This is a genomic window from Moraxella catarrhalis, assembly GCF_001656295.1.
GTDB classification, from domain to species: domain Bacteria; phylum Pseudomonadota; class Gammaproteobacteria; order Pseudomonadales; family Moraxellaceae; genus Moraxella; species Moraxella veridica.
This window is the reverse complement of record NZ_LXHE01000007.1, coordinates 66,179-89,824: the sequence shown is the minus strand read 5'-3', so window position 1 is coordinate 89,824 and position 23,646 is coordinate 66,179. Positions and strand designations below refer to the sequence as shown.

The 23,646-nt window shown below is 43.1% G+C and carries 15 protein-coding genes; 9 read left to right on the top strand and 6 right to left on the bottom strand.

Translation table 11 applies throughout. The features are described from left to right. Nucleotides 1-146 precede the first annotated feature (146 nt). A complete protein-coding gene (locus tag AO382_RS04150) occupies nt 147-1,916 on the top strand; it encodes an acyl-CoA dehydrogenase C-terminal domain-containing protein (protein ID WP_064618436.1) in 1,770 nt (589 codons plus the stop codon). 371 nt (nt 1,917-2,287) lie between these two features. Beyond that, entirely contained in the window at nt 2,288-4,600 is a 2,313-nt protein-coding gene (locus AO382_RS04145; RefSeq protein WP_400260277.1) for a site-specific recombinase, read from the top strand. Between the two features lie 191 nt (nt 4,601-4,791). Here AO382_RS04145 and rpoD read toward each other — a convergent pair whose 3' ends face one another. Further along, on the bottom strand, nt 4,792-6,681 hold the full coding sequence (gene rpoD / locus AO382_RS04140) for an RNA polymerase sigma factor RpoD (RefSeq protein ID WP_064618432.1): 1,890 nt from the start codon (nt 6,679-6,681) through the stop codon (nt 4,792-4,794). Nucleotides 6,682-7,092: 411 nt separating this feature from the next. Between rpoD and AO382_RS04130 the strand changes: the two genes are divergently transcribed. The 4 genes from AO382_RS04130 to htpX all read left to right on the top strand — a co-directional run bounded on the left by AO382_RS04130 (nt 7,093) and on the right by htpX (nt 10,422). Then, nucleotides 7,093-7,506, top strand: a complete 414-nt coding sequence (locus tag AO382_RS04130) for a hypothetical protein (protein WP_064618428.1) — start codon at nt 7,093-7,095, stop codon at nt 7,504-7,506. Next, complete coding sequence (locus AO382_RS04125; RefSeq protein WP_064618487.1) at nt 7,506-8,198, top strand: LrgB family protein; 693 nt, start codon at nt 7,506-7,508, stop codon at nt 8,196-8,198. Before AO382_RS04130 ends, AO382_RS04125 begins: the two co-directional genes overlap by 1 nt. 228 nt (nt 8,199-8,426) lie before the next feature. Beyond that, on the top strand, nt 8,427-9,335 hold the full coding sequence (locus tag AO382_RS04120; RefSeq protein WP_064618426.1) for a lytic transglycosylase domain-containing protein: 909 nt from the start codon (nt 8,427-8,429) through the stop codon (nt 9,333-9,335). Between the two features lie 181 nt (nt 9,336-9,516). Further along, nucleotides 9,517-10,422: a protease HtpX gene (gene htpX, locus AO382_RS04115; protein ID WP_064618424.1), complete on the top strand. Its 906-nt coding sequence runs from the start codon at nt 9,517-9,519 to the stop codon at nt 10,420-10,422. 59 nt (nt 10,423-10,481) lie between these two features. Here the strand turns inward: htpX and hflX are convergent, their stop codons facing one another. Then, nucleotides 10,482-11,891 (bottom strand): ribosome rescue GTPase HflX, encoded by a 1,410-nt coding sequence (gene hflX, locus AO382_RS04110; protein WP_064618423.1) that lies wholly within the window; start codon nt 11,889-11,891, stop codon nt 10,482-10,484. 103 nt (nt 11,892-11,994) lie between these two features. Here hflX and folP point away from each other — a divergent pair, with 103 nt between their 5' ends. Beyond that, a complete protein-coding gene (gene folP, locus AO382_RS04105) occupies nt 11,995-12,885 on the top strand; it encodes a dihydropteroate synthase (protein ID WP_064618421.1) in 891 nt (296 codons plus the stop codon). Here the strand turns inward: folP and AO382_RS04100 are convergent, their stop codons facing one another. The 3 genes from AO382_RS04100 to ahcY all read right to left on the bottom strand — a co-directional run bounded on the left by AO382_RS04100 (nt 12,886) and on the right by ahcY (nt 17,228). Next, nucleotides 12,886-13,626 carry a 16S rRNA (uracil(1498)-N(3))-methyltransferase gene (locus AO382_RS04100; RefSeq protein WP_064618419.1) on the bottom strand — a complete coding sequence of 247 codons (741 nt, stop codon included), beginning with the start codon at nt 13,624-13,626 and terminating at the stop codon, nt 12,886-12,888. It abuts the gene before it with no gap. A 315-nt stretch (nt 13,627-13,941) separates the two neighbouring features. After that, nucleotides 13,942-15,618 (bottom strand): bifunctional peptide-methionine (S)-S-oxide reductase MsrA/peptide-methionine (R)-S-oxide reductase MsrB, encoded by a 1,677-nt coding sequence (gene msrAB / locus AO382_RS04095; protein ID WP_064618485.1) that lies wholly within the window; start codon nt 15,616-15,618, stop codon nt 13,942-13,944. 218 nt (nt 15,619-15,836) lie between these two features. Continuing rightward, nucleotides 15,837-17,228, bottom strand: coding sequence for an adenosylhomocysteinase (gene ahcY / locus AO382_RS04090; RefSeq protein ID WP_064618418.1), 1,392 nt, complete (start codon nt 17,226-17,228; stop codon nt 15,837-15,839). Between the two features lie 586 nt (nt 17,229-17,814). Here ahcY and AO382_RS04085 point away from each other — a divergent pair. Continuing rightward, the gene (locus tag AO382_RS04085; RefSeq protein ID WP_064618483.1) at nt 17,815-21,030 is read left to right on the top strand and encodes a lactoferrin/transferrin family TonB-dependent receptor; all 3,216 of its coding nucleotides are present in this window, start codon (nt 17,815-17,817) and stop codon (nt 21,028-21,030) included. A gap of 148 nt (nt 21,031-21,178) precedes the next feature. On the opposite strand, the gene AO382_RS04080 is transcribed toward AO382_RS04085, so the two are convergent. After that, on the bottom strand, nt 21,179-21,496 hold the full coding sequence (locus tag AO382_RS04080; protein WP_064618416.1) for a PepSY domain-containing protein: 318 nt from the start codon (nt 21,494-21,496) through the stop codon (nt 21,179-21,181). A gap of 530 nt (nt 21,497-22,026) precedes the next feature. Here AO382_RS04080 and AO382_RS04075 point away from each other — a divergent pair. Beyond that, the gene (locus AO382_RS04075; RefSeq protein ID WP_064618413.1) at nt 22,027-23,538 is read left to right on the top strand and encodes a surface lipoprotein assembly modifier; all 1,512 of its coding nucleotides are present in this window, start codon (nt 22,027-22,029) and stop codon (nt 23,536-23,538) included. Nucleotides 23,539-23,646: the final 108 nt, after the last annotated feature.

Here is a 23,646-nt window from a genome sequence, read left to right as displayed (position 1 = left end):
GTCTAAGTTATAGTAAATGACAGCGTGATATTTGGATTTAATTAGACTGTGCAAAGAAACTCTGAGCTTAAAGATTTTTTGGATGTTCTTTGGTAGTCTCAATGAATTGATTTTATTTATATAATTTTTAACAATAAGGAAAGTCTATGGCGCTTCAATATACCGCTCCGCTTGATGAGATGCGTTTTACCCTAAAAGAAGTTTTCAAAGCCCCTGAATTTTGGTCAAATACAGATCAGTTATCTCATGTCGATGAGCAAACGGTTGATATGATTCTTGATGAAATGGCGAAATTTGCTACGGAAGTGTTGTTACCATTAAATCAGTCGGGTGATGAAGAAGGTGCCAAATACCTAGGTGAGGGCAAAGTCGCTACGCCATCAGGTTTCCAAGAAGCCTTCCGTGCTTATGCGGATGCAGGCTGGATTGGCTTGGGCGGTGATCCAGAGTACGGCGGTCAAGGTATGCCAAAAATGGTGACCATGCTGATCGAGGAAATGCTATTTGCGACCAACCAATCATTTACCCTATATCCGATTTTGACAGTCGGAGCAACGCTAAGCCTTTTAGCTACCGCAAGTGATGAGCAAAAAGCTCAATATCTTGAAAAGATGTACTCAGGTCAATGGGCAGGCACGATGTGCTTAACAGAAAGCCATTCAGGTACTGATTTGGGCATCATCAAAACGCGCGCTGTACCTAAGGAAGATGGTAGCTACGCCATTACTGGTACCAAAATTTTCATCACGGGCGGTGAGCATGATCTGACCGAAAATATCATTCATCTTGTGCTGGCTAAGACACCAGACGCGCCAGCTGGCTCAAAGGGCATTTCTTTGTTTGCGGTGCCAAAGTTCTTGGTGAACAGTGATGGCTCATTGGGTGAGCGTAACGGTGTACAGGCAGGCTCAATTGAGCATAAAATGGGTATCAAGGCATCTGCGACTTGTGTGATGAATTTTGACAACGCCACAGGTTACTTGGTTGGTCCTGAAAATAAAGGCTTGGCGGCAATGTTTGTGATGATGAACTATGAGCGCGTGACCATGGGTCTTCAGGGTCTTGGCGCCAGTGTCTTGGCTTATCAAAATGCGGCAGCCTACGCCCAAGAGCGTCTGCAAGGTCGCGCTGATGATGGTGTCAAATTTGCCGATAAAGCAGCTGATCCGATTATTAATTTTGGCGATGTTCGCCGTATGCTTTTGAATGCCAAAGCAAACAGTGTGGCAACACGTACCTTTGCGATGTATGTGGCAAATAACTTGGACATTGCCAAATTCAGCGATGACGACACAGCGCGCCAAAATGCCAATGCCAAAGTGGCGCTATTAACGCCGATTACCAAGGCGTTTTTGACTGACAAAGCCTTTGAGGCGACAGTGGATTGTCAGCAAGTTTTTGGCGGTCATGGCTATATCAAAGAGTGGGGCATGGAGCAAATCGTTCGTGATGTGCGTATCAGCCAAATTTACGAAGGTACGAACGGCATTCAGGCACTTGACTTATTGGGTCGTAAAGTTGTCAAAGATGGCGGTGCGGCGATGTTTGCATTCCTTGAAGAAATTCAAGCTGCTGCCAGCGATTGCGATCATCAAATTGGCGTAGCTACGCTTAAAGCCGCTGAGCGCGTTCGTGAGCTGACCACTGATCTGCTTGATAAAGCTGGCAATGACCCACATGCCATCAACGCCAGTGCCGTGGACTATCTACACGCAGCGGGCTATCTGTGCTATGCTTATATGTATGTGCTGATTGTCAAAGCAAGTGCAGGTAAGGATGGTGAGTTTTATGCTGAGCGTCAAAAGCTTGCAGACTACTTCGCTGCCCGTGTTCTGCCTAAGCTATACGCTCATGCTGACATGGCGCAAGCAGGATCAAGTGCGATTATGGCATTTGATAATGAGTTCTTTGCGTAAATTATCAATGAAAATATCAAAGGATGGGCATGATTACCTGTCCTTTTTTAAACTGTATTTTTAATCATATGTCAGTGATTTGATTCATATCAGCTTTTTATTGATATTTAGGCGATGACATTATGGCTATGAAGAATAGCAACTATTTGAAAATCACAAGATTTTGATACAATTTATATCAAAAATTTAAAAGATGAAATTTGGTAAATGGATTTAAATGTGATACATTAACAATTATTTTTATTTTGCAGACTCATTTCTCACCCATATCTATCATCAACCCTTGAAAAACTAAAAATAAATGAGCCGCCGCTAAAACGGTCAGCATCCCATTACTTTGTGAGCGTTATTTTTGCCAGTGGAGTTTAATTGTGTTAGAAAACGACACATCAAATCTTGAACAAATATTACAGCGCATCGTCGTGCTACAAGAGCTGCCAGAGCCTGAAGCCTTAAAGCGCTTGATCGACGCCTTGCGCGTGACTGACGAAGATGAAGATAATGAAATTGTAGACGCCAAATTCGATGAGCTGATTGATTTATTATGTGATAACCCTGAATACGGGTCAGGCTTAGCAGCTTTTATCTTAAGACTAATTAATAAATATCGTCAAATTACCTTATATACAGATACAGGCATTGCATCCGATCAAAGTTTTTCAAGTAGTGTTTCGCGCTTGATTAGCCACCGTTTTTTGCCATTACTGCCCGAAGAGGATTCGGTGGTTGAGCTTGCTAATTATCTGTTTGATAGGAACAATGATTGGAAGTGGGTAGAATCCATCTCAGATGAACGATGGGATGCTTTGGTGCCGTTGATTCGCCCAGCCGAAAAAGACTTAAGTTTGGTAGCTCAAGCCAAAAACAGTATCTTAAACGCCATCGTTGTCCTATCTTATCGCATCAGTGGCATTGGTCTGCATCCTGAGCTGATGAATTTTTATCCTGAACTGCTCAATTATTCAGCGGCATTTGTAGCACAAAATCAAGAAGCGGTGCTATTTGTCAATCAATATCGCCAAGCTCATGAACTGGATTTGATGACGGATGTGATGCCTGATCAGGACATTGATCCTGCCCCGTTGATGGTAATGGTGGAGCAATGTGAAGATATTGTCGATACACTCAGAAAGCGAGTATATAAAACAGGTATTTCAATTCGTCTGACCAATATGTTGGCACGCCTTGAGCAAAGTTTGCAGCGTATGCGGACTTTGGTTGAATTGGTGAGTGATGCAGAGCATAAGCGTGATCAAGCGATCGTTGATCTGACGGTTGAGGTGGTGCAAACTGCCAAGACGCGTTATAGTTTTAGCTCACTGATTGAATCAAATACGCGTCTATTATCGCGTAAAGTTACCGAAAACGCAGGACGCGTTGGCGAGCACTATATCAGTACTGATAGAACCGGCTACCGTAAAATGTATAAAAAAGCAGCCATAGGCGGCTTATTTATCGGTTTTATGGCGACCCTAAAGACTTTGTCTTATCATTTGGCATTGGCGCCCATTGGACGCGCTTTTGTGAATAGCATGATTTATGGCTTGGGCTTTGTTTTTATCCATATTGCTAGGGGTACAGTTGCAACCAAGCAGCCAGCAATGACGGCGGCAGCGATCGCATCAACCATTTCTGGCTCATCAGGCAAAAAAACTCAGCAACTGGCCAAGCTGTCAGAACTGGTCGTTGATATTTTACGCACACAGTTTATCGCCATTTTGGGTAATATTTCAGTGGCAATGCCAGTGGCTTTATTGATTGCACTGGCATGGGGGTATTTTTATGATACACCGATGATTGATGGAGCTCAAGCTGCCCATTTATTGCATGACCTAGACCCAATCCGCTCTTTGGCATTACCACATGCGGCTATCGCTGGCGTGTTTTTATTTGTCTCAGGATTGATTGCAGGCTATTATGATAATTTGGCGGCGTATAATAAAATCGGTGAACGCATACGCAAGCATTGGATCTTGATGCGTGTGATGCCAAAGCGGTGGCTAGATAAGATGAGTAGTTTTGTAGAAGCCAACCTTGGTGCGATCATGGGTAACTTTATTTTTGGCTGTTTTTTGGGTAGTACAGCAACGGTTGGCTATATGCTTGGGTTACCTTTGGATATCCGTCATATTGCTTTTGCTTCTGCCAACTTTGTGCATGGGCTATATTATCTATCGCCTGAGCATTTGACTTGGCAGGTGGCAATATTGTCTTTTGTGGGCATGTTGCTGATTGGTATGATGAACCTTTTGGTCAGCTTTTCGCTTGCGTTGATGGTGGCATTACGCTCAAAAGAGGTGAAATTCACAGAATGGAAGCAGCTTTATGAGATGGTTACAAATCATTTTATCACGCGCCCCCTAGACTTTTTTTGGCCGCGTAAACAAACGGTCAAATACGCCAAGATTAATAGCTTGGGTGAGATCATTTTTGAGGAAACCGCAGACGAAAAAGCCAATCGCATTTTTGCTGATTCGATTGTCCGCCGCTTAGGGCGCAATAAACCCAAAGAAGAGTTAAAAGCCCAAGCAGCTGATGACATCCGAGAAGCGATCGAGGCTTATCATAATGATGAACTTGACGAATCAGGTAATCTGGTGAATAAATCATCTGATGATCATGATGACGATGATGGCATTAATTCTTTGCCAAAGCCTTCAACGCCGCCCAATTTACCAGGCTGATCATCAAAGCCTTGATTTCAACTATCACTGCCTTTGGATTTTATCTTGATCTTAAAAAACTTTGCTTCTGGCAAAGTTTTTGTTTTGGAGGGTGGTGAGTCTTACTCGCTGACCCAAAGGGGCGGATAAATAAAAAACCTGCTGATGATACCAGCAGGTTTGGTTTGCAATTTAAATTAATCATTGTTAAATTAATCATTTTCCAAAAATGAGCGTAAATGCTCAGAGCGAGAAGGGTGGCGAAGTTTTCTCAGGGCTTTGGCTTCGATTTGGCGGATACGCTCACGGGTAACATCAAATTGCTTGCCAACTTCTTCAAGCGTATGGTCGCTCGGCATATCAATACCAAATCGCATTTTTAAGACCTTAGCTTCTCGTTCGGTCAAATTATCAAGCACCTCACGAGTCGCTTCACGCAAGCCTTCTGCCGTTGCGTTTTCAATTGGGCTTGAGATGGTATTATCCTCAATAAAATCACCCAAGTGGCTATCTTCATCATCACCGATTGGTGTTTCCATAGAGATGGGTTCTTTGGCAATTTTTAGGACTTTACGCACTTTAGCTTCATCCATATCCAAACGCTCACCCAACTCCTCTGGCGTCGGCTCACGCCCCATTTCTTGGAGTAGCTGGCGAGATACACGGTTGATTTTGTTAATCGTTTCAATCATATGCACAGGAATGCGGATTGTGCGTGCTTGGTCAGCAATAGAGCGCGTGATGGCTTGGCGAATCCACCACGTTGCGTAGGTTGAGAATTTATAACCACGGCGATATTCAAATTTGTCCACCGCTTTCATCAGACCAATGTTACCTTCTTGAATCAAATCAAGGAATTGTAAGCCACGGTTGGTGTATTTTTTGGCAATAGAAATCACCAAGCGTAAGTTAGCTTCCACCATGTCTTTTTTGGCGCGACGAGCCTTGGTCTCGCCGATTGCCATCTGGCGGGCGACCGCTTTCATATCACGGATGTCCATTTGAAGGGCTTGTTCGTGCGCCAACAATTTTTGCTGCAAGGCAACTACTTCAGGCTCAATCTTGGCCAAAGTGTCGGCAAAAGCAGGACCACCTTCGATGCGATGAGACAGCCATTCGACATTAGTTTCGTTGCTCGGGAAGGTCTTTTTAAACTCCTCCATAGGCATTTTGCCGCGGCGAATCACAAGTTTCATGATGCGGCGTTCATTAGTTCGCACATCTTCATAAACTTCACGCATCAAACTCATGACTTGATCCGACAAGCGATTATTGAGCTTAATGAGCATGAAATGATTGGCCAGCTCATCATAAGCGGCTTTAACCTCTTCACTACCACGCCCATGCTTAGCCAAGGCTTCTTGGGCTACATCATACAAACGCTGCATCTCCTCAAAACGGATACGCACCTCTTCAGGGTCTAGGCTTGAATCATCGGTATCATCAAGTTCAGCACTATCAGACTCAGTATCATCTTCTTCAGCGTCATCTTTATCGGTGGTTTTGGGTGAGCCAAGATCCAACTCAGTTTCTTCTTCATTTAAAATAAAATCGCCATCATCGCCATTTAAAAACCCAGAGACAATGTCGGAGATTTTTTTCTCGCCAGCAAGCACTTGCTGATACTCATCAAGCACAAATTTTACTGTGCCTGGCCAATACGCCATGATATATTGAACTTCACGAGTGCCTTCCTCGATGCGTTTGGCAATGCCAATTTCGCCTTCACGGGTCAGCAGATCCACCGTCCCCATCTCACGCATATACATACGCACAGGGTCGGTAGTGCGTCCAGGCTCAGTTTCAACAGAGGCTAGTACTGCTGCTGCTTCATCGGTTGCAATGTCATCATCGCTACCAGTGTCTGATAATAAAATATCGTCGTCGTCTGGTGCTACCTCAAATACTTGAATGCCCACATCGGTCAACATCTGAATGATGTCTTCAATTTGATCGCTTTCGGTGACAGACTCTGGCAGTTGGTCATTCACTTCAGCATAGGTGAGATAGCCTTGCTCCTTGCCTAGGCGAATCAGTGCGCCTAACTGTGATGAAGATGAAGAAGCGTCGTGATCTTCGTTGATATGATTATGTTCACGCATGTGTATTTTGTCTCTTGGTGGGCATCAAAACATTTCATTATACTGGCTTTTTGGGTATCTTTCAACTTGGTGAAAGTCTCGGTAAGGATTTTATTAAAAATATAAATTTATGAATTTATAAAAATATTCTAATGATAAAACCTTATTTTTATTCGTTAACTTTTCTTTGAAAGTCTAAAAGCTTATGCCTATATTGGGGTTTGAAGCTGATTTTAAAAGAGTGATATAAAAAATAATGCCAAACAAAACCGATCATTATCGCAGATTTAACAAATTTAGTATCATTTTTAGTATCATTGATAAAAATAGTGAACATATCGGTCAGTTGCTTGACCTTGAACCAAGTCGGTGTTTCAATGTAATATCGCAAAATACCCACTGGCATTTGATGCTTATATTAAAGGAATAAATATGACGCTTAAGTTAGGCAATAAAAGATTTTGGCTTGCCATGATAGCAACGGCCGCCATCGTGGTGGGTTTTCGTGAATTGGCATTGGTAGTATGTACTTGGCTTGGGATACCAACGGCGGCAAATATTGTCGGTTTGGTAAGCTTATTTATTGTGTTGGTGGGTGTGCGTATGACGGTAGGGCTGCCGACATGGTTATCAAGTTCAGCAAGCACCTTGCTGGTTGATAGCGGTTTTGCTTTTTTGCCGGTTTCAGCAGGTGCAGGGATTTTGCTATTTGGGCTGGGCGAGGATTTGTTGCCGGTCTCTGCGGTTATCATTATCAGCACTCTCATTCCGCTTTGGGCATTTGCCAAATTATCTGCACTATGGCTTGCCGGTCGGGACGCCAAAAATGACAGAGGTGCGTTATGATGCTTGATACAACCACCATTTTGATCGCCTTTATCATCACTTTGATTGCGCATGTCGGCGCCAAATATGTCCTTCGCTATTTAAATAAGTTTATCAAAGGCGTGCCTATGATCATCGTTGCTATCATATTGACGCTGATTTTATTATTCGTCATTGGGCTTGATTATCATACTTATTACGCACATGCCAGACCTATTTTTGATCGCTTGCTTGGTTATAGTACAGTACTGTTAGCGGTGCCATTAGCGGGAATGGATTTTAAAGGTTTGCCAGTCAAAAAACTGGGCGTGGTGGTGATATTGGCAAGTATCGTTGGGGCGATATTGCCGATGTCTTTAAGTTATCTGTTTGCGCTAAATATGGATACCATCTTGGCATTTGCGACGCGTTCTGTCACGACGCCTGTGGGGTTGTCGGTTGCACAAATCATTGGGGCGCCTTTGGTGATGGCAAATTTGATCATCATCGTTTCTGGTATTTTGGGTGCAGGCATGTGCCGAATTTTATTCAAAAACATTCACGATGAACGCGCTCAAGGCTTGGCATTGGGATTGGTGGCGCACGCCATCGGTACAGTAGAAGCATGGACGATCAGTCCGACAGCAGGGCGCTATGCAGCGTTTGGCTTGGCGATCAATGGCTTGGTGACTGCCATGTGGCTGCCTGTGGCGGTGCTTTGGTGGCTGTCTTAATATCAAATCTCTGTGAATGGGTGTTTTATTTATAACACAATCTCATGAATAAAACATCTTGATATGCTTCAAATAACAAGCAAAACTGTTGAAAGTTTAGAAAAATGGTTGGGTTTATGTATTTCTAAAGTGTAGCATTTTGTAGTTATCAGCGTTTCATCATGTTATTTATTAATTTTGTGATATAATGTGCCAAATTTTTTACCGAAGAAAAGACGAACAGACGATATGCAAACTTCAAAAATCCATGTAAATGCCCTGACTTTAGTGACATTTGGCATGCTTAGCGGTAGTGCATTTGCCCAAAACCCTGTCTCGGTTTATATTGCGCCTCAAGGTTCTGCCAACGCGACTGTGGCAACAGCCTATACTTTAGCAAACAGTCAAAACGCTGTAGAGTCTAGCCTATTGACCAATTTGCAAACCAGTACCAGCAATTCCCAAAAATTCACCAGATTAAGCAGTGAGCCTCAAGTGGTTAGCCGTTTGTATACCAATGGTGAGTCTGCGACCAACTTTTCTGCCAATTTTGCAGCAAGTAATTATTCAAGCTACTCAGGTGGTTATTCTGAGCGTAGCGCCTACGATCATCTGATCCGAGAATCTGCGGCAAGACATGGCGTAGATCCTGCATTGATTAAGGCGGTCATTCATACCGAATCAAGCTTTAATCCCAATGCGCGCTCACGCGTGGGCGCCATGGGTCTGATGCAGCTGATGCCAGGCACAGCTCGTGATATGGGTGTGTATAATGCGTGGGATCCTGCCCAAAATATCGAAGGCGGCACCAAGTATTTGGCGTATCTGCAGAGCCAATTTAGCAATCCAAACCACGTGATCGCAGCTTATAATGCAGGTCCTGGTAATGTCAGAAAGCATGGCGGCATTCCTCCGTTTCGTGAGACCAGAAACTATGTGGTCAAGGTTAATGATCGCTATAACAACATCTATCGTATGGATGCAGCGCTGTATCAAGGCTATGATACCAATCGCACTATGCTTGCGATGAACAGCACGCCAGCAGCACAGATGAATACGACGACTTCTTATGTTCAGCCAGTCACACAAGCGACGCCAAGCAATCCTGTGATTAGCCGTGAAGCCTCTGCGCGTATTTATTTTTCAAACAATGAGTAATCAGATCTTCCGTTTAGGATAGATTAAAATTGCTTAAACCCAAAAAGTTGTTAGCTTTTTGTGTCTATACAGGCAAAAACTTTGATGAGTCGAAGTTTTTGCCTTTTATTTTGCGTATTTATCATTATAATAGTAAGACTTTTGTCAGTTATATTTTTGATTTATAAAAGGAAATTCACAGATGATGCGAATTGGTTTATTCTTATTAACCAACTTAGCCGTATTGATCGTCTTTAGCATCGTTTTCATGGTGCTCTCGCAGGTCTTTGGCTTGGGTAATGTCCATGGTTCAGGCGGGCTAAACTATGTCAGCTTGGCGGTGATGTGTTTGTTATACGGTATGATTGGCTCAGTCATTTCGTTGTTTTTGTCCAAGTGGATGGCAAAAAAATCAACCGGCACCATCGTGATTGATACCCCAAGAAATGGCACAGAGCAGTGGCTGGTCGACACCGTCGCTCGCCAAGCGCGTGAAGTTGGCATTGGCATGCCTGAAGTGGGTATTTTTGATAATGCTCAGCCTAACGCATTTGCTACCGGCTGGAATAAAAATAAAGCTTTGGTTGCTGTATCGTCAGGTCTTATCCATACGATGACACCTGATGAAGTCGAAGCGGTGCTTGCGCACGAAATCGGTCATGTCGCCAACGGTGATATGGTGACTTTGGCGCTGATTCAAGGCGTGGTCAATGCCTTTGTGATGTTCTTTGCGCGTATTATTGGTAATTTTGTGGATCGTGCGATCTTTAAGAATGAAAGTGATTCGCCAGGCATCGCCTATTTTGTGACCAGTATCGTGATGGATATTTTGTTGGGTATTTTGGCATCAGCGATCGTCATGTGGTTCTCGCGCCTGCGTGAATACCGTGCTGATGAGATGGGCGCACGCCTGGCTGGTCGTGATAAGATGATCAGCGCACTCAATGCCCTGCGTCCTGCCGAAGCGCTTCCAGATCAGATGCCTGAATCAATGAAAGCATTTGCCATCGCAAGTGGTCAATCTCAAGGCTTTAGCATTGCCAGCTTATTTCGCTCTCATCCCACTTTAGATGATCGTATCGCTTCGCTACAAAAATTCAATGGTTAGTCTTTACTAGCTATTTTATCATCAAAAAAGACTGCTTTATTAGGCAGTCTTTTTTTTGATTATAAACAAAAGGGATTCAGCTGATCGTCTGACTTATCATCATGTTGCTTAAGCACTTCTTCAAATGGTTCAAGCACAGGCTCTAAGCTTTTGGCTTGATCCGAGGGCAGGACTTGGTTGGGATTGAGTGCGTATTGCCCAAGTAGCTGAGTCAGCTTAGCGGGTGACAGGCGCACACCCAGTACTTGATGACCCAGCTCATCAAAGCTTTCTGACTCAATCACGCCAAGCTCGTGCAGGGTGTTTTTTAGGGCGCCTGCATGGTGGGGCAAAGTCAGTGTGTAATGATTTAAATGCCCTGATAAAAGTTCTTGGACTGCTAACATCAGCTGGTTTATGCCTAGATTGTCTTTGGCAGACACATAAACCCGATGCGGCACGCCTTGGTCTTGATAATGTACTTTGGCAGGCTCGCCGTTTTTATCAATCTTATTAAATACCAATAAAATCGGCGCATCCGCCTGTATTTGTTCAAGCACATCATTCACCGCCTCGATTTGGGCATGCATATCCTCACTGGCGGCATCGATCACATGTAGCAATAAATCCGCCTCAAGCGTCTCTTCTAGTGTCGCATGAAAGCTTTCTACCAGTTCGTGCGGCAAATGGCGTACAAATCCCACTGTGTCTGCCAATACCACATTACCGACACCTGGCCATTTGACACGGCGCAGCGTCGGATCAAGCGTAGCAAAAAGCTGATCGGCAGCATAGATATTATCGTCAGTTAAGCGGTTAAATAGCGTTGATTTCCCTGCGTTGGTATAGCCGACCAATGACACGGTTGGTATGTCTGATTTTTGGCGTTTTGCACGACCTTGTTTGCGGGTTTGTTTGACTTTATCAAGTTTGGCTTTGAGCTGTGTCACCCGAATTTGGAGCAATCGGCGATCCGTTTCTAACTGAGTTTCACCAGGACCACGCAGTCCGATACCGCCTTTTTGGCGTTCAAGATGCGTCCAGCCGCGCACAAGACGCGTGGCAAGGTGATTAAGCTGTGCAAGCTCAACTTGTAATTTACCTTCATAAGTGCGTGCACGCTGCGCAAAAATATCTAAGATAAGCCCCGTGCGGTCAAGCACACGGCATTTGATCAATGATTCTAAGTTTCGCTCCTGACTTGGAGTGAGTGTGTGATTAAAAATCACAATAACATCATCTGTATTATCGTCATTGGTATCACGAAAACGCTTGACTGCTTCAGCGATTTCTTCGGCTTTGCCTGTACCAACAAAGTATTTGGCATGTGGCTTACTGCGACTGCCTGTGATGATTTCTATTTCGTTTGCACCTGCTGAATGTACTAACAAGCGAAATTCTTCTAGGTCATCAGGATCGGTGATTTGGTGAATGTCCAAGTGAACCAAAATGGCGTTTTCTCCGCCTTCGTGTCTGTCAAAATATTGCAATACAAATCCTTAAAATTAATATGTAAAATGCTTTAATGGGGATTACCTACCCAAAAAATCAAGTTGTGGTATGATAAGGTATTTGAAATCTTGAGTGTATTTTATGCCTTATTCTATGACCAAATCCATTCGCCACCGTAATAAAGTCATGACTTTTGATGTGCCAAAGGTGATGGGCGTACTTAATATGACGCCAGATTCATTTTCAGATGGGGGGTGTTTTAACCATTTGGATGCTGCTTTGGTTCACGCCGAGCAGATGATCGCCCATGGCGTTGATATCATTGATATTGGTGGAGAGTCCACACGCCCCTATGCCCCAAAGGTTAGTACCGATGAAGAGCTTGAGCGTGTGATACCTATCATCACCGCTATTCGTGAAAATTTTGGTGAAGATTTGTGGTTGTCTGTGGATACCAGTGATCCTGTGGTAATGCTTCAGGCAATGGGTGCAGGTGCTGACATTGTCAATGATGTGCGTGGTCTAAGCCGAGAGGGTGCTTGTGATATGGTGGCTAATCTTGGGTGTCCTGTGGTCATCATGCATAGCCGTGGCACGCCTGATACCATGACTCAGACGATGAATGAGTTGACAAGTTATAACGATGTGCTTGCTGATGTCATCACTGAGCTTCAAATAAGGATTGATAAGGCAATGGCTGCAGGCATTGGGCAAGAAAAAATTATCATTGATATTGGTATGGGATTTTCAAAAAATTATGAACATCACATTCAAATTATGCAAAATTTACAGCAAATCATTCAGCATTTTAAGATGCCTATGTTATTTGGTGTATCCCGCAAGCGATTTTTGGGTGAGGTTTTAACCAATAGCGGACTTGAATATCTTAAAAATCATCAACCGATTGAGCGAGATAATTTGGGGACACTTGCACATTTTATCGCACTACAGCAAGGCGTGCATATTGTGCGTGTGCATGATGTTAAGCCGATGGCACAAGCCGTGCAACTGTGGCAGGCATTATACGGCTAATTAAAGTGGTGATTGGTTGAGGTCAGCCAACAGTGTCAATGCACTCAAGGCGACCACGGGTGCAGTTTCTGTACGAAGCACACGCTCGCCAATCCGCCATGGTACAAAACCATGATGAATCGCCAAATCAATCTCTCTTGGGCTTAAGCCGCCTTCGGCACCGATCAACAGGCTGATATTTTTTGGTAAAATTTTGTCAAAAGCAGGGTTATTTTCGCTAAGTGCAAGCACCAGTTTTAGTTCATCTTGACAGTTGACCACCCATTCATCAAGCAAGATGGGTGCGATAATATTTGGAACGATATTCATACCGCACTGCTCACAAGCAGCGACGGCAACACTTTGCCAATGTGTGATTTTCTTAAAATCTCTGTCGTATTTGAGATGGGCTTGGCAACGGTCACTGGTCAATAAATGAATACAATGAACGCCCATTTCGGTGGCTTTTTGTATGGCATAATCCATGCGATCACCACGGCTCATCACCAAGCCGATACTGGCACGAAACGGTGGCGTACGGTTGATAGGGTGATAGGCGTCAATCTTGACGCTGGCAGATTTTTTATCAATATGCGTAAGCGTTACTGTGTACTCACCACCCATCCCATCAAACAAAAAGGCACAATCACCAACCGAAGCACGCAGCACCTTGCACCAATGATGTGTGACATGGTCAGGTAGGGTGATGATTTGTCCAATCAGGTTAGTGGTGAGCGGTGTATCAACAAAAAATCTTGGCATATTTGACCAGTTAAATGACTTAAATTAAACCCAAATCAGCGACCAATGTCGTATTGGGCTTGGTGTGAGTGATATGATTAATATAAGGCAGGCATGCTTTTTGCCAAGCAATCAGTGAATACGCCTAGCGATCAGAATGATAAAAAACTGTGCTATGCGGTATTCTTAAAGATGGCTAAAGCTTGCTATTATAACAAGATTTAATCAATTTGAATAAAATTATTGAAGCTTTTTGAATGATTTGGTGCCATTTTAAGTAAAAAAATGGCACAAATCTAAACTGTGCCATTTTTTATATTAATTAATAATTAATAATTAAGGTTGGGCAGGCTTAATCAGTGGTAACAATACCCCATAGCCTTGTTTTTCCATGTCCGCTTTGGGGATGAATTTTAACGCATCGCCATTGATGCAGTAACGCAGTCCGCCCCGTGCCTTTGGACCATCAGGGAACACATGCCCTAGATGTGAATTGGCAATGCGTGAGCGTACCTCGGTGCGTATCATATTATAGCTGGTGTCGGTATGTTTGCTGATGACTTGTGGATCAATCGGCTTGGTAAAACTTGGCCAGCCACAGCCTGAGTTGTATTTATCGGTAGATAAGAATAGTGGCTCACCGCTGACAATGTCTACATACAGCCCATCATCAAACAGATGGTCATAAGCATGGCTAAATGCCCGCTCTGTGCCTGCGTTCTGGGTGATATCATATTGAGCTTTGGTTAAGCTTTGTTTTAAATTATCTTTAGTAAAAGCTTGATAGCGTCTTGGGTCAAGAGCCTCTTGGATAGTGCTTGCCTTTGGTAGGGTGGGAGCTTTACTCGTGATTTTATCATTGGCAAGACTTAGATCCACATGACAGTAGCCATTTGGGTTTTTGGTGAGATAATCTTGGTGATACGCTTCAGCAAGGGAAAAGTGCTTTAGGGGCAGATTTTCTACGACGATGGGTGCTTTATATTTTTGTTGTAATTCATTTAAGGCATTCTCAATAATCGCTTTGTCGCTTGGATCGGTATAATAAACGCCTGTGCGATACTGTATGCCACGGTCATGACCTTGTTTATTGACGCTGGTTGGGTCAACAATCCTAAAATAATAATGTAATAGAGTGTCCAAATCCACCTTATCAGCATCATAAACTACTTTGACTGTCTCGGCGTGTCCTGAGCCTGCAATGACTTGTTCATAGCTTGGATTGGTGATTGTTTCATTGCCATTGGCATAACCACTGACAGCATCTACCACGCCATCAATACGCTCAAAGTAAGCTTCCACCCCCCAAAAACAGCCGCCCGCCAGATGGATAGTTTTGGTATTTAAAGGCTTGCCTTGATCGTTATAATATACACCCTCTTTATTTTTGGTGGGCATGGCGGTCTGACCACCGTGGGCTTTAAGCTGGTCTAGCTCTTGTGGATTTTTTGCCAAATAAGACACTTGCTCAAAGCTAAGATTGCCTTTATTAAGATACACAAGTTGCCCATTTTTGTCCAAGATTGCCCAGCTGGGATAGACCTGTACACCAAGTTCTTTAATGAGCTGGCCGCTACTGTCAATCAATACAGGCAGATTTGGATAATCGGCTTGTAGTACTTGATACCAGTCGGTAAAATCTTGGGTATTTTTTTCATTTAAGTGAGTGGGGCTGGCAACGGTAATGATGTTAAAGCCTGCCAAATTAGGGTCATCACGCCAGTCATGCGTTTCTTGTAAGGTGGCTAAACACAAAGGACACCAGCTTGCCCAAAACTTCACCAAAGTTGGCTTATTTGGGTCAATGACGCTTTTGCCTGTATCGCCCAAGCCTTTGGTAAGCTGAGGTAGGGCGGATAATTGTGCCAAGGTGTTGCTAGGTAACATATTTTGGTGCGTTATGGATTGGGTTTGGATGTCGTTGGGTTTACCGCAAGCAGATAGCATACTAAGACTGGCAAAGATACCAAAACTGATGGCACAGATATGCGATCGTAAGCGTGGCTTTGTCATAAAAGCTCCTTGTTGGATCGTTGATATTGATAAGACGCTTTTGATGTGATGAACCTTAAAATCAGCCATCAAAGCTGATTTTATCATCTTGTGATTTGGCTGTCATTACTTAAATGATGCGACTATGCCAATCATATCATAGATTGTTGGGGCTTTTGGTGAGATGTGGGTGATTTGGTCTGAATCTGTCAAGGTAATCATGAGTAAACATATCCTGATTAATACTTATAATCTTCCGCTTTAAACGGGCCATCTATCGGCACACCGATGTAGTCCGCTTGGGTTTGGGTGAGCTTGGTGATGACCCCATTAAACCCTGCCACCATGGCGGCAGCGACTTCCTCATCAAGCTTTTTAGGTAGGACTTTGACATACAGACTGTCTGCTTTTTTGTCGGCTGGCAAGTCGGCAAATTTTTCTTGATACAGATGGATTTGTGCCAGTACTTGGTTGGCAAATGAGCCGTCCATGATGCGTGATGGGTGTCCTGTGGCGTTGCCTAAGTTGACAAGGCGACCTTCGGATAACACAATCAGATAATCGCCGTCATTATCAGAGCGATAGACTTGGTGAACTTGGGGTTTGACTTCTTCCCATTTCCAGTGCTTACGCATAAAATCGGTGTCAATCTCGGTGTCAAAATGCCCGATGTTACACACCACGGCGGTGGCTTTTAGGGCTTTTAATATTTCGCTATTACACACATGATAGTTGCCTGTGGTGGTCACAATCAAATCGGTGTCATGTAGGAGCGTCGTGTTCACGCCTTGGCTTTGGTCGCCACCCACAAACGGTGAAACCAGTTCATAGCCGTCCATACACGCTTGCATCGCACAAATGGGGTCAATCTCAGACACACGCACAATCATGCCTTCTTGGCGTAAGCTTTGGGCAGAGCCTTTGCCCACATCTCCATAGCCGATAACCAAGGCACGGCGACCTGACAAGAGCATATCAGTGCCACGCTTGATGGCGTCATTGAGACTGTGGCGGCAGCCGTATTTGTTGTCGTTTTTGGATTTGGTGACTGCATCATTGACATTGATGGCAGGGACTTTGAGTGTGCCTTTGCCCAGCATATCAATCAGACGATGAACGCCTGTCGTGGTTTCTTCGCTAATGCCATGAATGCTGTCTAACATCTGTGGGTATTTGTCATGAATCAGGGCGGTCAAATCGCCACCGTCATCTAGGATTAGGTTGGCATCCCATAGCTTGCCGTCTTTGTGGATTTGCTGCTCTAAGCACCATTCATATTCTGCTTCGGTTTCGCCTTTCCAAGCAAACACAGGAATGCCAGCGGCGGCAATGGCAGCAGCAGCGTGGTCTTGGGTGCTAAAAATGTTGCACGATGTCCAGCGAACTTCTGCACCTAACGCCACCAAAGTTTCAATCAAAACTGCTGTCTGTACCGTCATGTGGATACAGCCGACGATTTTTGCTCCTGCCAGTGGCTGCTCATCGGCATAGCGTTTGCGAATGCCCATTAATGCAGGCATTTCTGTTTCGGCAAGGCGAATCTCTTTGCGACCAAAATCAGCCAAGCTGATATCAGCAACTTTATAATCGGTGAAGTTTTGGGTGATACTTGGATTAAATGATGTAGGCATATCTTTATTCCTAAGCTATTTTAAAGTATTTTTAACAATAATTTTGATGGGTTTGAGATAATTGATGTTAAAAGGTTGAATGACCAAACCATCGCTAACAATCAAGAAAAGACATTTCAAACATAAAGAGTAAATGCGTCTTGATGGCTTATTATAACAGTTATTATGATAAATTTGGGTAGAAAGTTACATGGATCGTTGGGTAAGTTTGATGGCTATCCTTGGTGAATGAGAATTTTTTAATAATACTTTTACTTTATTGTTAAAAATAGAGTAAAAAATGGTTGGATTTGGGTTTTTATCTCACTGCGGTAAATAAATTGAAACAAATGGTTTGTATTATCACTTGCATTTGTATTATAATTTTACTTATTTTTACAAACTGTACACCAAAATAACCAAAATCAAAAATTCAATCACTCTGGTTGGGTGGTTTTAGCAAGCAAATGGTTATTTTGGTAAAAAATAAGTTTTCAAAGACGATACACTTCATACACATTTTTGGCATCTTAAACTTGATGCCTGCCTTGTGATTGATTGGGGTGTATCGGTGTGTCAAAGTGCAAAAGCCAACAGGTGGTCATTGATGAATCAATCAAAACAAAACAACAAATCCAAAAAATCCAAACAAGTATTAAAACTTAGTGCCTTGTCTTTGGGTCTGCTTAACATCACGCAGGTGGCACTGGCAAACGCAACGACCGATAAGGCGGAGGCAACAGATAAGACAAACCTTGTTGTTGTCTTGGATGAAACTGTCGTAACAGCGAAGAAAAACGCTCGTAAAGCCAACGAAGTTACAGGGCTTGGCAAGGTGGTCAAAACTGCTGAGACCATCAATAAAGAACAAGTACTAAATATTCGAGACTTAACACGCTATGACCCTGGCATTGCTGTGGTTGAGCAAGGTCGTGGGGCAAGCTCGGGCTATTCTATTCGTGGTATGGATAAAAATCGTGTGGCGGTATTGGTTGATGGCATCAATCAAGCCCAGCACTATGCCCTACAAGGTCCTGTGGCAGGCAAAAATTATGCCGCAGGTGGGGCAATCAACGAAATAGAATACGAAAATGTCCGCTCCATTGAGATTAGTAAAGGTGCAAATTCAAGTGAACATGGCTCTGGGGCATTATCTGGCTCTGTGGCATTTGTTACCAAAACCGCCGATGACATCATCAAAGATGGTAAAGATTGGGGCGTGCAGACCAAAACCGCCTATGCCAGTAAAAATAACGCATGGGTTAATTCTGTGGCAGCAGCAGGCAAGGCGGGTTCTTTTAGCGGTCTTGTCATCTACACCGACCGCCGTGGTCAAGAATACAAGGCACATGATGATGCCTATCAGGGCAGCCAAAGTTTTGATAGAGCGGTGGCAACCACTGACCCAAATAACCGAACATTTTTAATAGCAAATGAATGTGCCAATGGTAATTATGAAGCGTGTGCCTCTGGCGGTCAAACCAAACTTCAAGCCAAGCCAACCAATGTGCGTGATAAGGTAAATGTCAAAGATTATACAGGCCCTAACCGCCTTATCCCAAACCCGCTCACCCAAGACAGCAAATCCTTGCTACTTCGCCCAGGTTATCAGCTAAACGATAAGCACTATGTCGGTGGTGTGTATGAAATCACCAAACAAAACTATGCCATGCAAGATAAAACCGTGCCTGCTTATCTGACGGTTCATGACATTGAAAAATCAAGCATCACCAACCTTGCCCAAAGAAATGGCTATTATCAAGGCAATAACCTTGGTGAACGCATTCGTGATGCCATTGGGGCAAATTCAGGTTATGGCATCAACTATGCTCATGGCGTATTTTATGACGAAAAACACCAAAAAGACCGCCTAGGGCTTGAATATGTTTATGACAGCAAAGGTGAAAATCAATGGTTTGATGATGTGCGTGTGTCTTATGACAAGCAAGACATTACGCTACGCAGCCAGCTGACCAACACGCACTGTTCAACCTATCCGCACATTGACAAAAATTGTACGCCTGATGTCAATAAACCTTTTTCGGTAAAAGAGGTGGATAACAACGCTTACAAAGAACAGCACAATTTAATCAAAGCCGTCTTTAACAAAAAACTGGCGTTGGGCAGTACGCATCATCACATCAATCTGCAAGTTGGCTATGATAAATTCAATTCAAGCCTTAGCCGTGAAGATTATCGTTTGGCAACCCATCAATCTTATCAAAAACTTGATTACACCCCACCAAGTAACCCTTTGCCAGATAAGTTTAAGCCCATTTTAGGTTCAGGCAATCAAGTCATTTGCCTTGATCATCAAGGTCATGACCATCCACAGGCTTGTAACGCCAAAAACAGCACTTATCAAAACTTTGCCATCAAGCAAGGCATAGAGCAATACAACCAAACCAATACCGATAAGATTAATTATCAAGCCATCATTGACCAATATGATAAGAAAAACCCCAACAGCACCCTAAAACCCTTTGAGAAAATCAAACAAAGTTTGGATAAAGAAACATACGACAAGATAGACAGACTGGGCTTTGATGCTTATGTAGAGCTACGCAAACAATGGGCGGATTGGACCAATAAAAACAGCCGACAAAACGCCAATAAAGGCACGGATAATATCTATCAGCCAAATCAAGCGACTGTGGTCAAAGATGATAAATGCAAATATAGCGAGACCAACAGCTATGCTGATTGCTCAACCACTCGCCACATCAGCGGTGATAATTATTTCATTGCTTTAAAAGACAACATGACCATCAATAAATATATTGATTTGGGGTTGGGTGCTCGCTATGACAGAATCAAACACAAATCTGATGTGCCTTTGGTGGACAACAGTGCCAGCAACCAGCTGTCTTGGAATTTTGGCGTGGTGGTCAAGCCCACCAACTGGCTGGACATCGCTTATAGAAGCTCGCAAGGCTTTCGCATGCCAAGTTTTTCTGAAATGTATGGCGAACGCTTTGGCGTAACCATCGGTAAAGGCACGCAACATGGCTGTAAGGGTCTTTGGTACACCTGTGAACAGACTGTCCATCAAACTAAGCTAAAACCTGAAAAATCCTTTAACCAAGAAATCGGAGCGACTTTATATAACCACTTAGGCAGCCTTGAGATTAGTTATTTTAAAAATCGCTATACCGATTTGATTGTTGGTAAAAGTGAAGAGATTAGAACCTTGACCAAAGGTGCTGATGCAGGCAAACAGCGTGGTAAAGGTGATTTGGGCTTTCATAATGGACAAGATGCTGATTTGACAGGCATTAACATTCTTGGCAGACTTGACCTAAACGCTGTCAATAGTCGCATTCCCTATGGACTATACTCAACACTGGCTTATAACAAAGTTGATGTTAAAGGCAAAACCTTAAACCCAACTTTGGCAGGAACAAACATGCTGTTTGATGCCATTCAGCCATCTCGTTATGTGGTGGGGCTTGGCTATGATGCCCCAAGCCAAAAATGGGGAGCAAACGCCATGTTTACCCATTCTGATGCCAAAAATCCAAGCGAGATTGTGGCAGATAAGAACTTAGGTAATGGCAACATTCAAACAAAACAAGCCACCAAAGCAAAATCCACGCCGTGGCGAACACTTGATTTGTCAGGTTATGTGAACATAAAAGATAACTTTACCTTGCGTGCTGGCGTGTATAATGTATTTGATACCTATTACACCACTTGGGAGGCTTTACGCCAAACAGCAGAAGGGGCGGTCAATCAGCATACAGGACTTAGCCAAGATAAGCATTATGGTCGCTATGCCGCTCCTGGACGCAATTATCAATTGGCACTTGAAATGAAGTTTTAACCTGCACTTTTAATCAGTGGTTTTGGTTGATTGTGGCATACACCCCAATCAACCAATGAATAAAGCCCCCATTTACCATGAGGGCTTTATTTTATCATCGCTAAGTGATGCTCTTAGCGGTCATCATTCATGATTAGTCATTAATTTATTAGTAATCACGCTGCTCTTTGATGATTTTAAGTGATGGGTATTCAAGTACGATGTCATACTCAAGACCGTTTTTATAGGCTTCAATTTCAAAAACAGGCTTGCCTAAAAAGTCATCAACATCTATATCAGAAACTTGATAGCCACGAGCAGCAAGCATTTGAATGGCTTTTTGACGATTTTGGTTAAAATTGACATCGCCATAAGCTTGTGCTTTAATACGGTCATTAGCAACTGCGGTGGTAGAGAAGCCAACGGCAGGCAACAAAACAGCAGCACTTAACACGCCAGCCAATAGTTTATTAGTTAAATTTTTCATAGTAGTTTCCTAATTATTATCATTGTAATTCATGTTTATCGTTATAAATAACTGTGTCGTGATAACCATCAATCACAAGTGGGTTAAATGCCTTTTGCCCAATGGCAAATAGGCACAATGCTCTGTTTGTTCTATGATGATGACTTTGTTAATCTCAATGCTTGTTTGATTTGAGCATCATAAGTCATCTTTATCATAGCGGTAAACAGATTTCGTATTTTACGGATATTTCTCCAGATGTCTGTAGTATTTCATAGATGATTTGTAAAATAATTGTCGGTCATTATTATCAATTGTAAACTGATGGCTAATTTGTAACCTTATGGCTAATGATAATATGAATAAAGCGTTATACTGTATCAAATAATGAATAAAAAACCATCAATGGTATCTTATTTATCATCAGGTTGTGTTAATCAGACGCCAATTAAGCGACTAATTTTGTAAATTAATTAATAATCATTCATATTTGTATTTTTAAATACCATAAAAAATGGTAAAATATGCTCGCTTTTTTGATAGGAGCTGTCATGACAATCACGCCTGTTTATACCACATTCACCCCCACCAAAACACCCATAAAAATTTTTATGGTTGGCTTGACTTTTCTAATCGCTCATATCAGCCATGCCGATGATGGTCGCACCGACAATCAAGAGCCAATCAATCAAGAAATAACCGCCCTTGAACCCATCATTAACCATGCTCAGCCTGAACTATTGCCCCATGGTACATTAACACCAACAACAGAACCAACACTGGCACAAACACCAAATCCTGCCGAAGACACGCTCATCGCCGATGAAGCGTTACTGCTTGATAACCCCGATTTGCTCAATCACGCCCTAAATTCTGCTGTCATGACCAATCATATGGCAGGCGTTCACGCATTATTGCCCATTTATCAAAAACTGCCCAAAGACCATCAAAATGGCATTTTACTTGGGTATGCCAATGCACTGGCTGCCTTGGACAAAGGCAACGCCAAAGCAGCCATTGATGAGCTGCGTCGCATCATCGCCATCGTGCCTGAATATAATGTGGTGCGTTTTCATCTGGCAAGGGCGTTATTTATGGACAAACAAAACGAAGCCGCCCTTGACCAGTTTAATAAATTACATGCTGACAACTTACCAGATGATGTGCGACAGGTTGTTGGGCAGTACAGACAAGCGTTAAAACAACGAGATTCATGGACATGGCAAGCAGGCATGAATCTGGCCAAAGAAGACAACATCAATCAGGTGCCCAAAAACACCACGCAAGGTCAATGGACTTTTGACAAACCCATTGATGCCATCACCCTAAGCTATCAATTAGGGGCGGATAAAAAGTGGTCTTTGCCCAAAGGGGCATATGTGGGAGCGAACGCCCAAATCTATGGCAAACACCATCAAAATCACAAAAAATACAACGACCATTGGGGCAGACTGGGGGCAAATTTGGGCTTTGCTGATGCCAAAAAAGACCTTGGCATTGAGGTCTATGGTGAAAAAAGATTTTATGGGCATGAGCGTTATACCGACACCATAGGCATACGCATGTCAGCTGATTATAGAATCAATCCAAAATTTCAAAGCCTAAACGCCATAGACATATCACGCCTAACCAACCATCGGACACCTAGGGCTGACAGTAACAACACTTTATACAGCACATCATTGATTTATTACCCAAGTGCCACACGCTATTATCTTTTGGGGGCAGACTTTTATGATGAAAAAGTGCCACAAGACCCATCTGACAGCTATCAACGCCGTGGCATACGCACAGCGTGGGGGCAAGAATGGGCGGGCGGTCTTTCAAGCCGTGCCCAAATCAGCATCAATAAACGCCATTACCAAGGGGCAAACTTAACCAGCGGCGGACAAATTCGCCATGATAAACAAATGCAAGCGTCTTTATCATTTTGGCACAGAGACATTCACAAATGGGGCATCACGCCACGGCTGACCATCAGCACAAACATCAATAAAAGCAATGACATTAAGGCAAATTACCATAAAAATCAAATGTTTGTTGAGTTTAGTCGCATTTTTTGATGGGATAAGCACGCCCTGCTTTTGTTTTTGTAAAAAAATGTGCCATCATAGACAATATCAAGAAAAAAAATTACAAATTTAATGATAATTGTTATTGTTTATGCTATT

Coding starts and splice junctions, on each gene's coding strand:
- AO382_RS04150 (WP_064618436.1), top strand. CDS start 147: ATGGCGCTTCAATATACCGCTCCGCTTGATGAGATGCGTTTTACCCTA.
- rpoD (WP_064618432.1), bottom strand. CDS start 6,681: ATGCGTGAACATAATCATATCAACGAAGATCACGACGCTTCTTCATCT.
- AO382_RS04130 (WP_064618428.1), top strand. CDS start 7,093: ATGACGCTTAAGTTAGGCAATAAAAGATTTTGGCTTGCCATGATAGCA.
- AO382_RS04125 (WP_064618487.1), top strand. CDS start 7,506: ATGCTTGATACAACCACCATTTTGATCGCCTTTATCATCACTTTGATT.
- AO382_RS04120 (WP_064618426.1), top strand. CDS start 8,427: ATGCAAACTTCAAAAATCCATGTAAATGCCCTGACTTTAGTGACATTT.
- htpX (WP_064618424.1), top strand. CDS start 9,517: ATGATGCGAATTGGTTTATTCTTATTAACCAACTTAGCCGTATTGATC.
- folP (WP_064618421.1), top strand. CDS start 11,995: ATGCCTTATTCTATGACCAAATCCATTCGCCACCGTAATAAAGTCATG.
- AO382_RS04100 (WP_064618419.1), bottom strand. CDS start 13,626: ATGCCAAGATTTTTTGTTGATACACCGCTCACCACTAACCTGATTGGA.
- msrAB (WP_064618485.1), bottom strand. CDS start 15,618: ATGACAAAGCCACGCTTACGATCGCATATCTGTGCCATCAGTTTTGGT.
- ahcY (WP_064618418.1), bottom strand. CDS start 17,228: ATGCCTACATCATTTAATCCAAGTATCACCCAAAACTTCACCGATTAT.
- AO382_RS04085 (WP_064618483.1), top strand. CDS start 17,815: ATGAATCAATCAAAACAAAACAACAAATCCAAAAAATCCAAACAAGTA.
- AO382_RS04080 (WP_064618416.1), bottom strand. CDS start 21,496: ATGAAAAATTTAACTAATAAACTATTGGCTGGCGTGTTAAGTGCTGCT.
- AO382_RS04075 (WP_064618413.1), top strand. CDS start 22,027: ATGACAATCACGCCTGTTTATACCACATTCACCCCCACCAAAACACCC.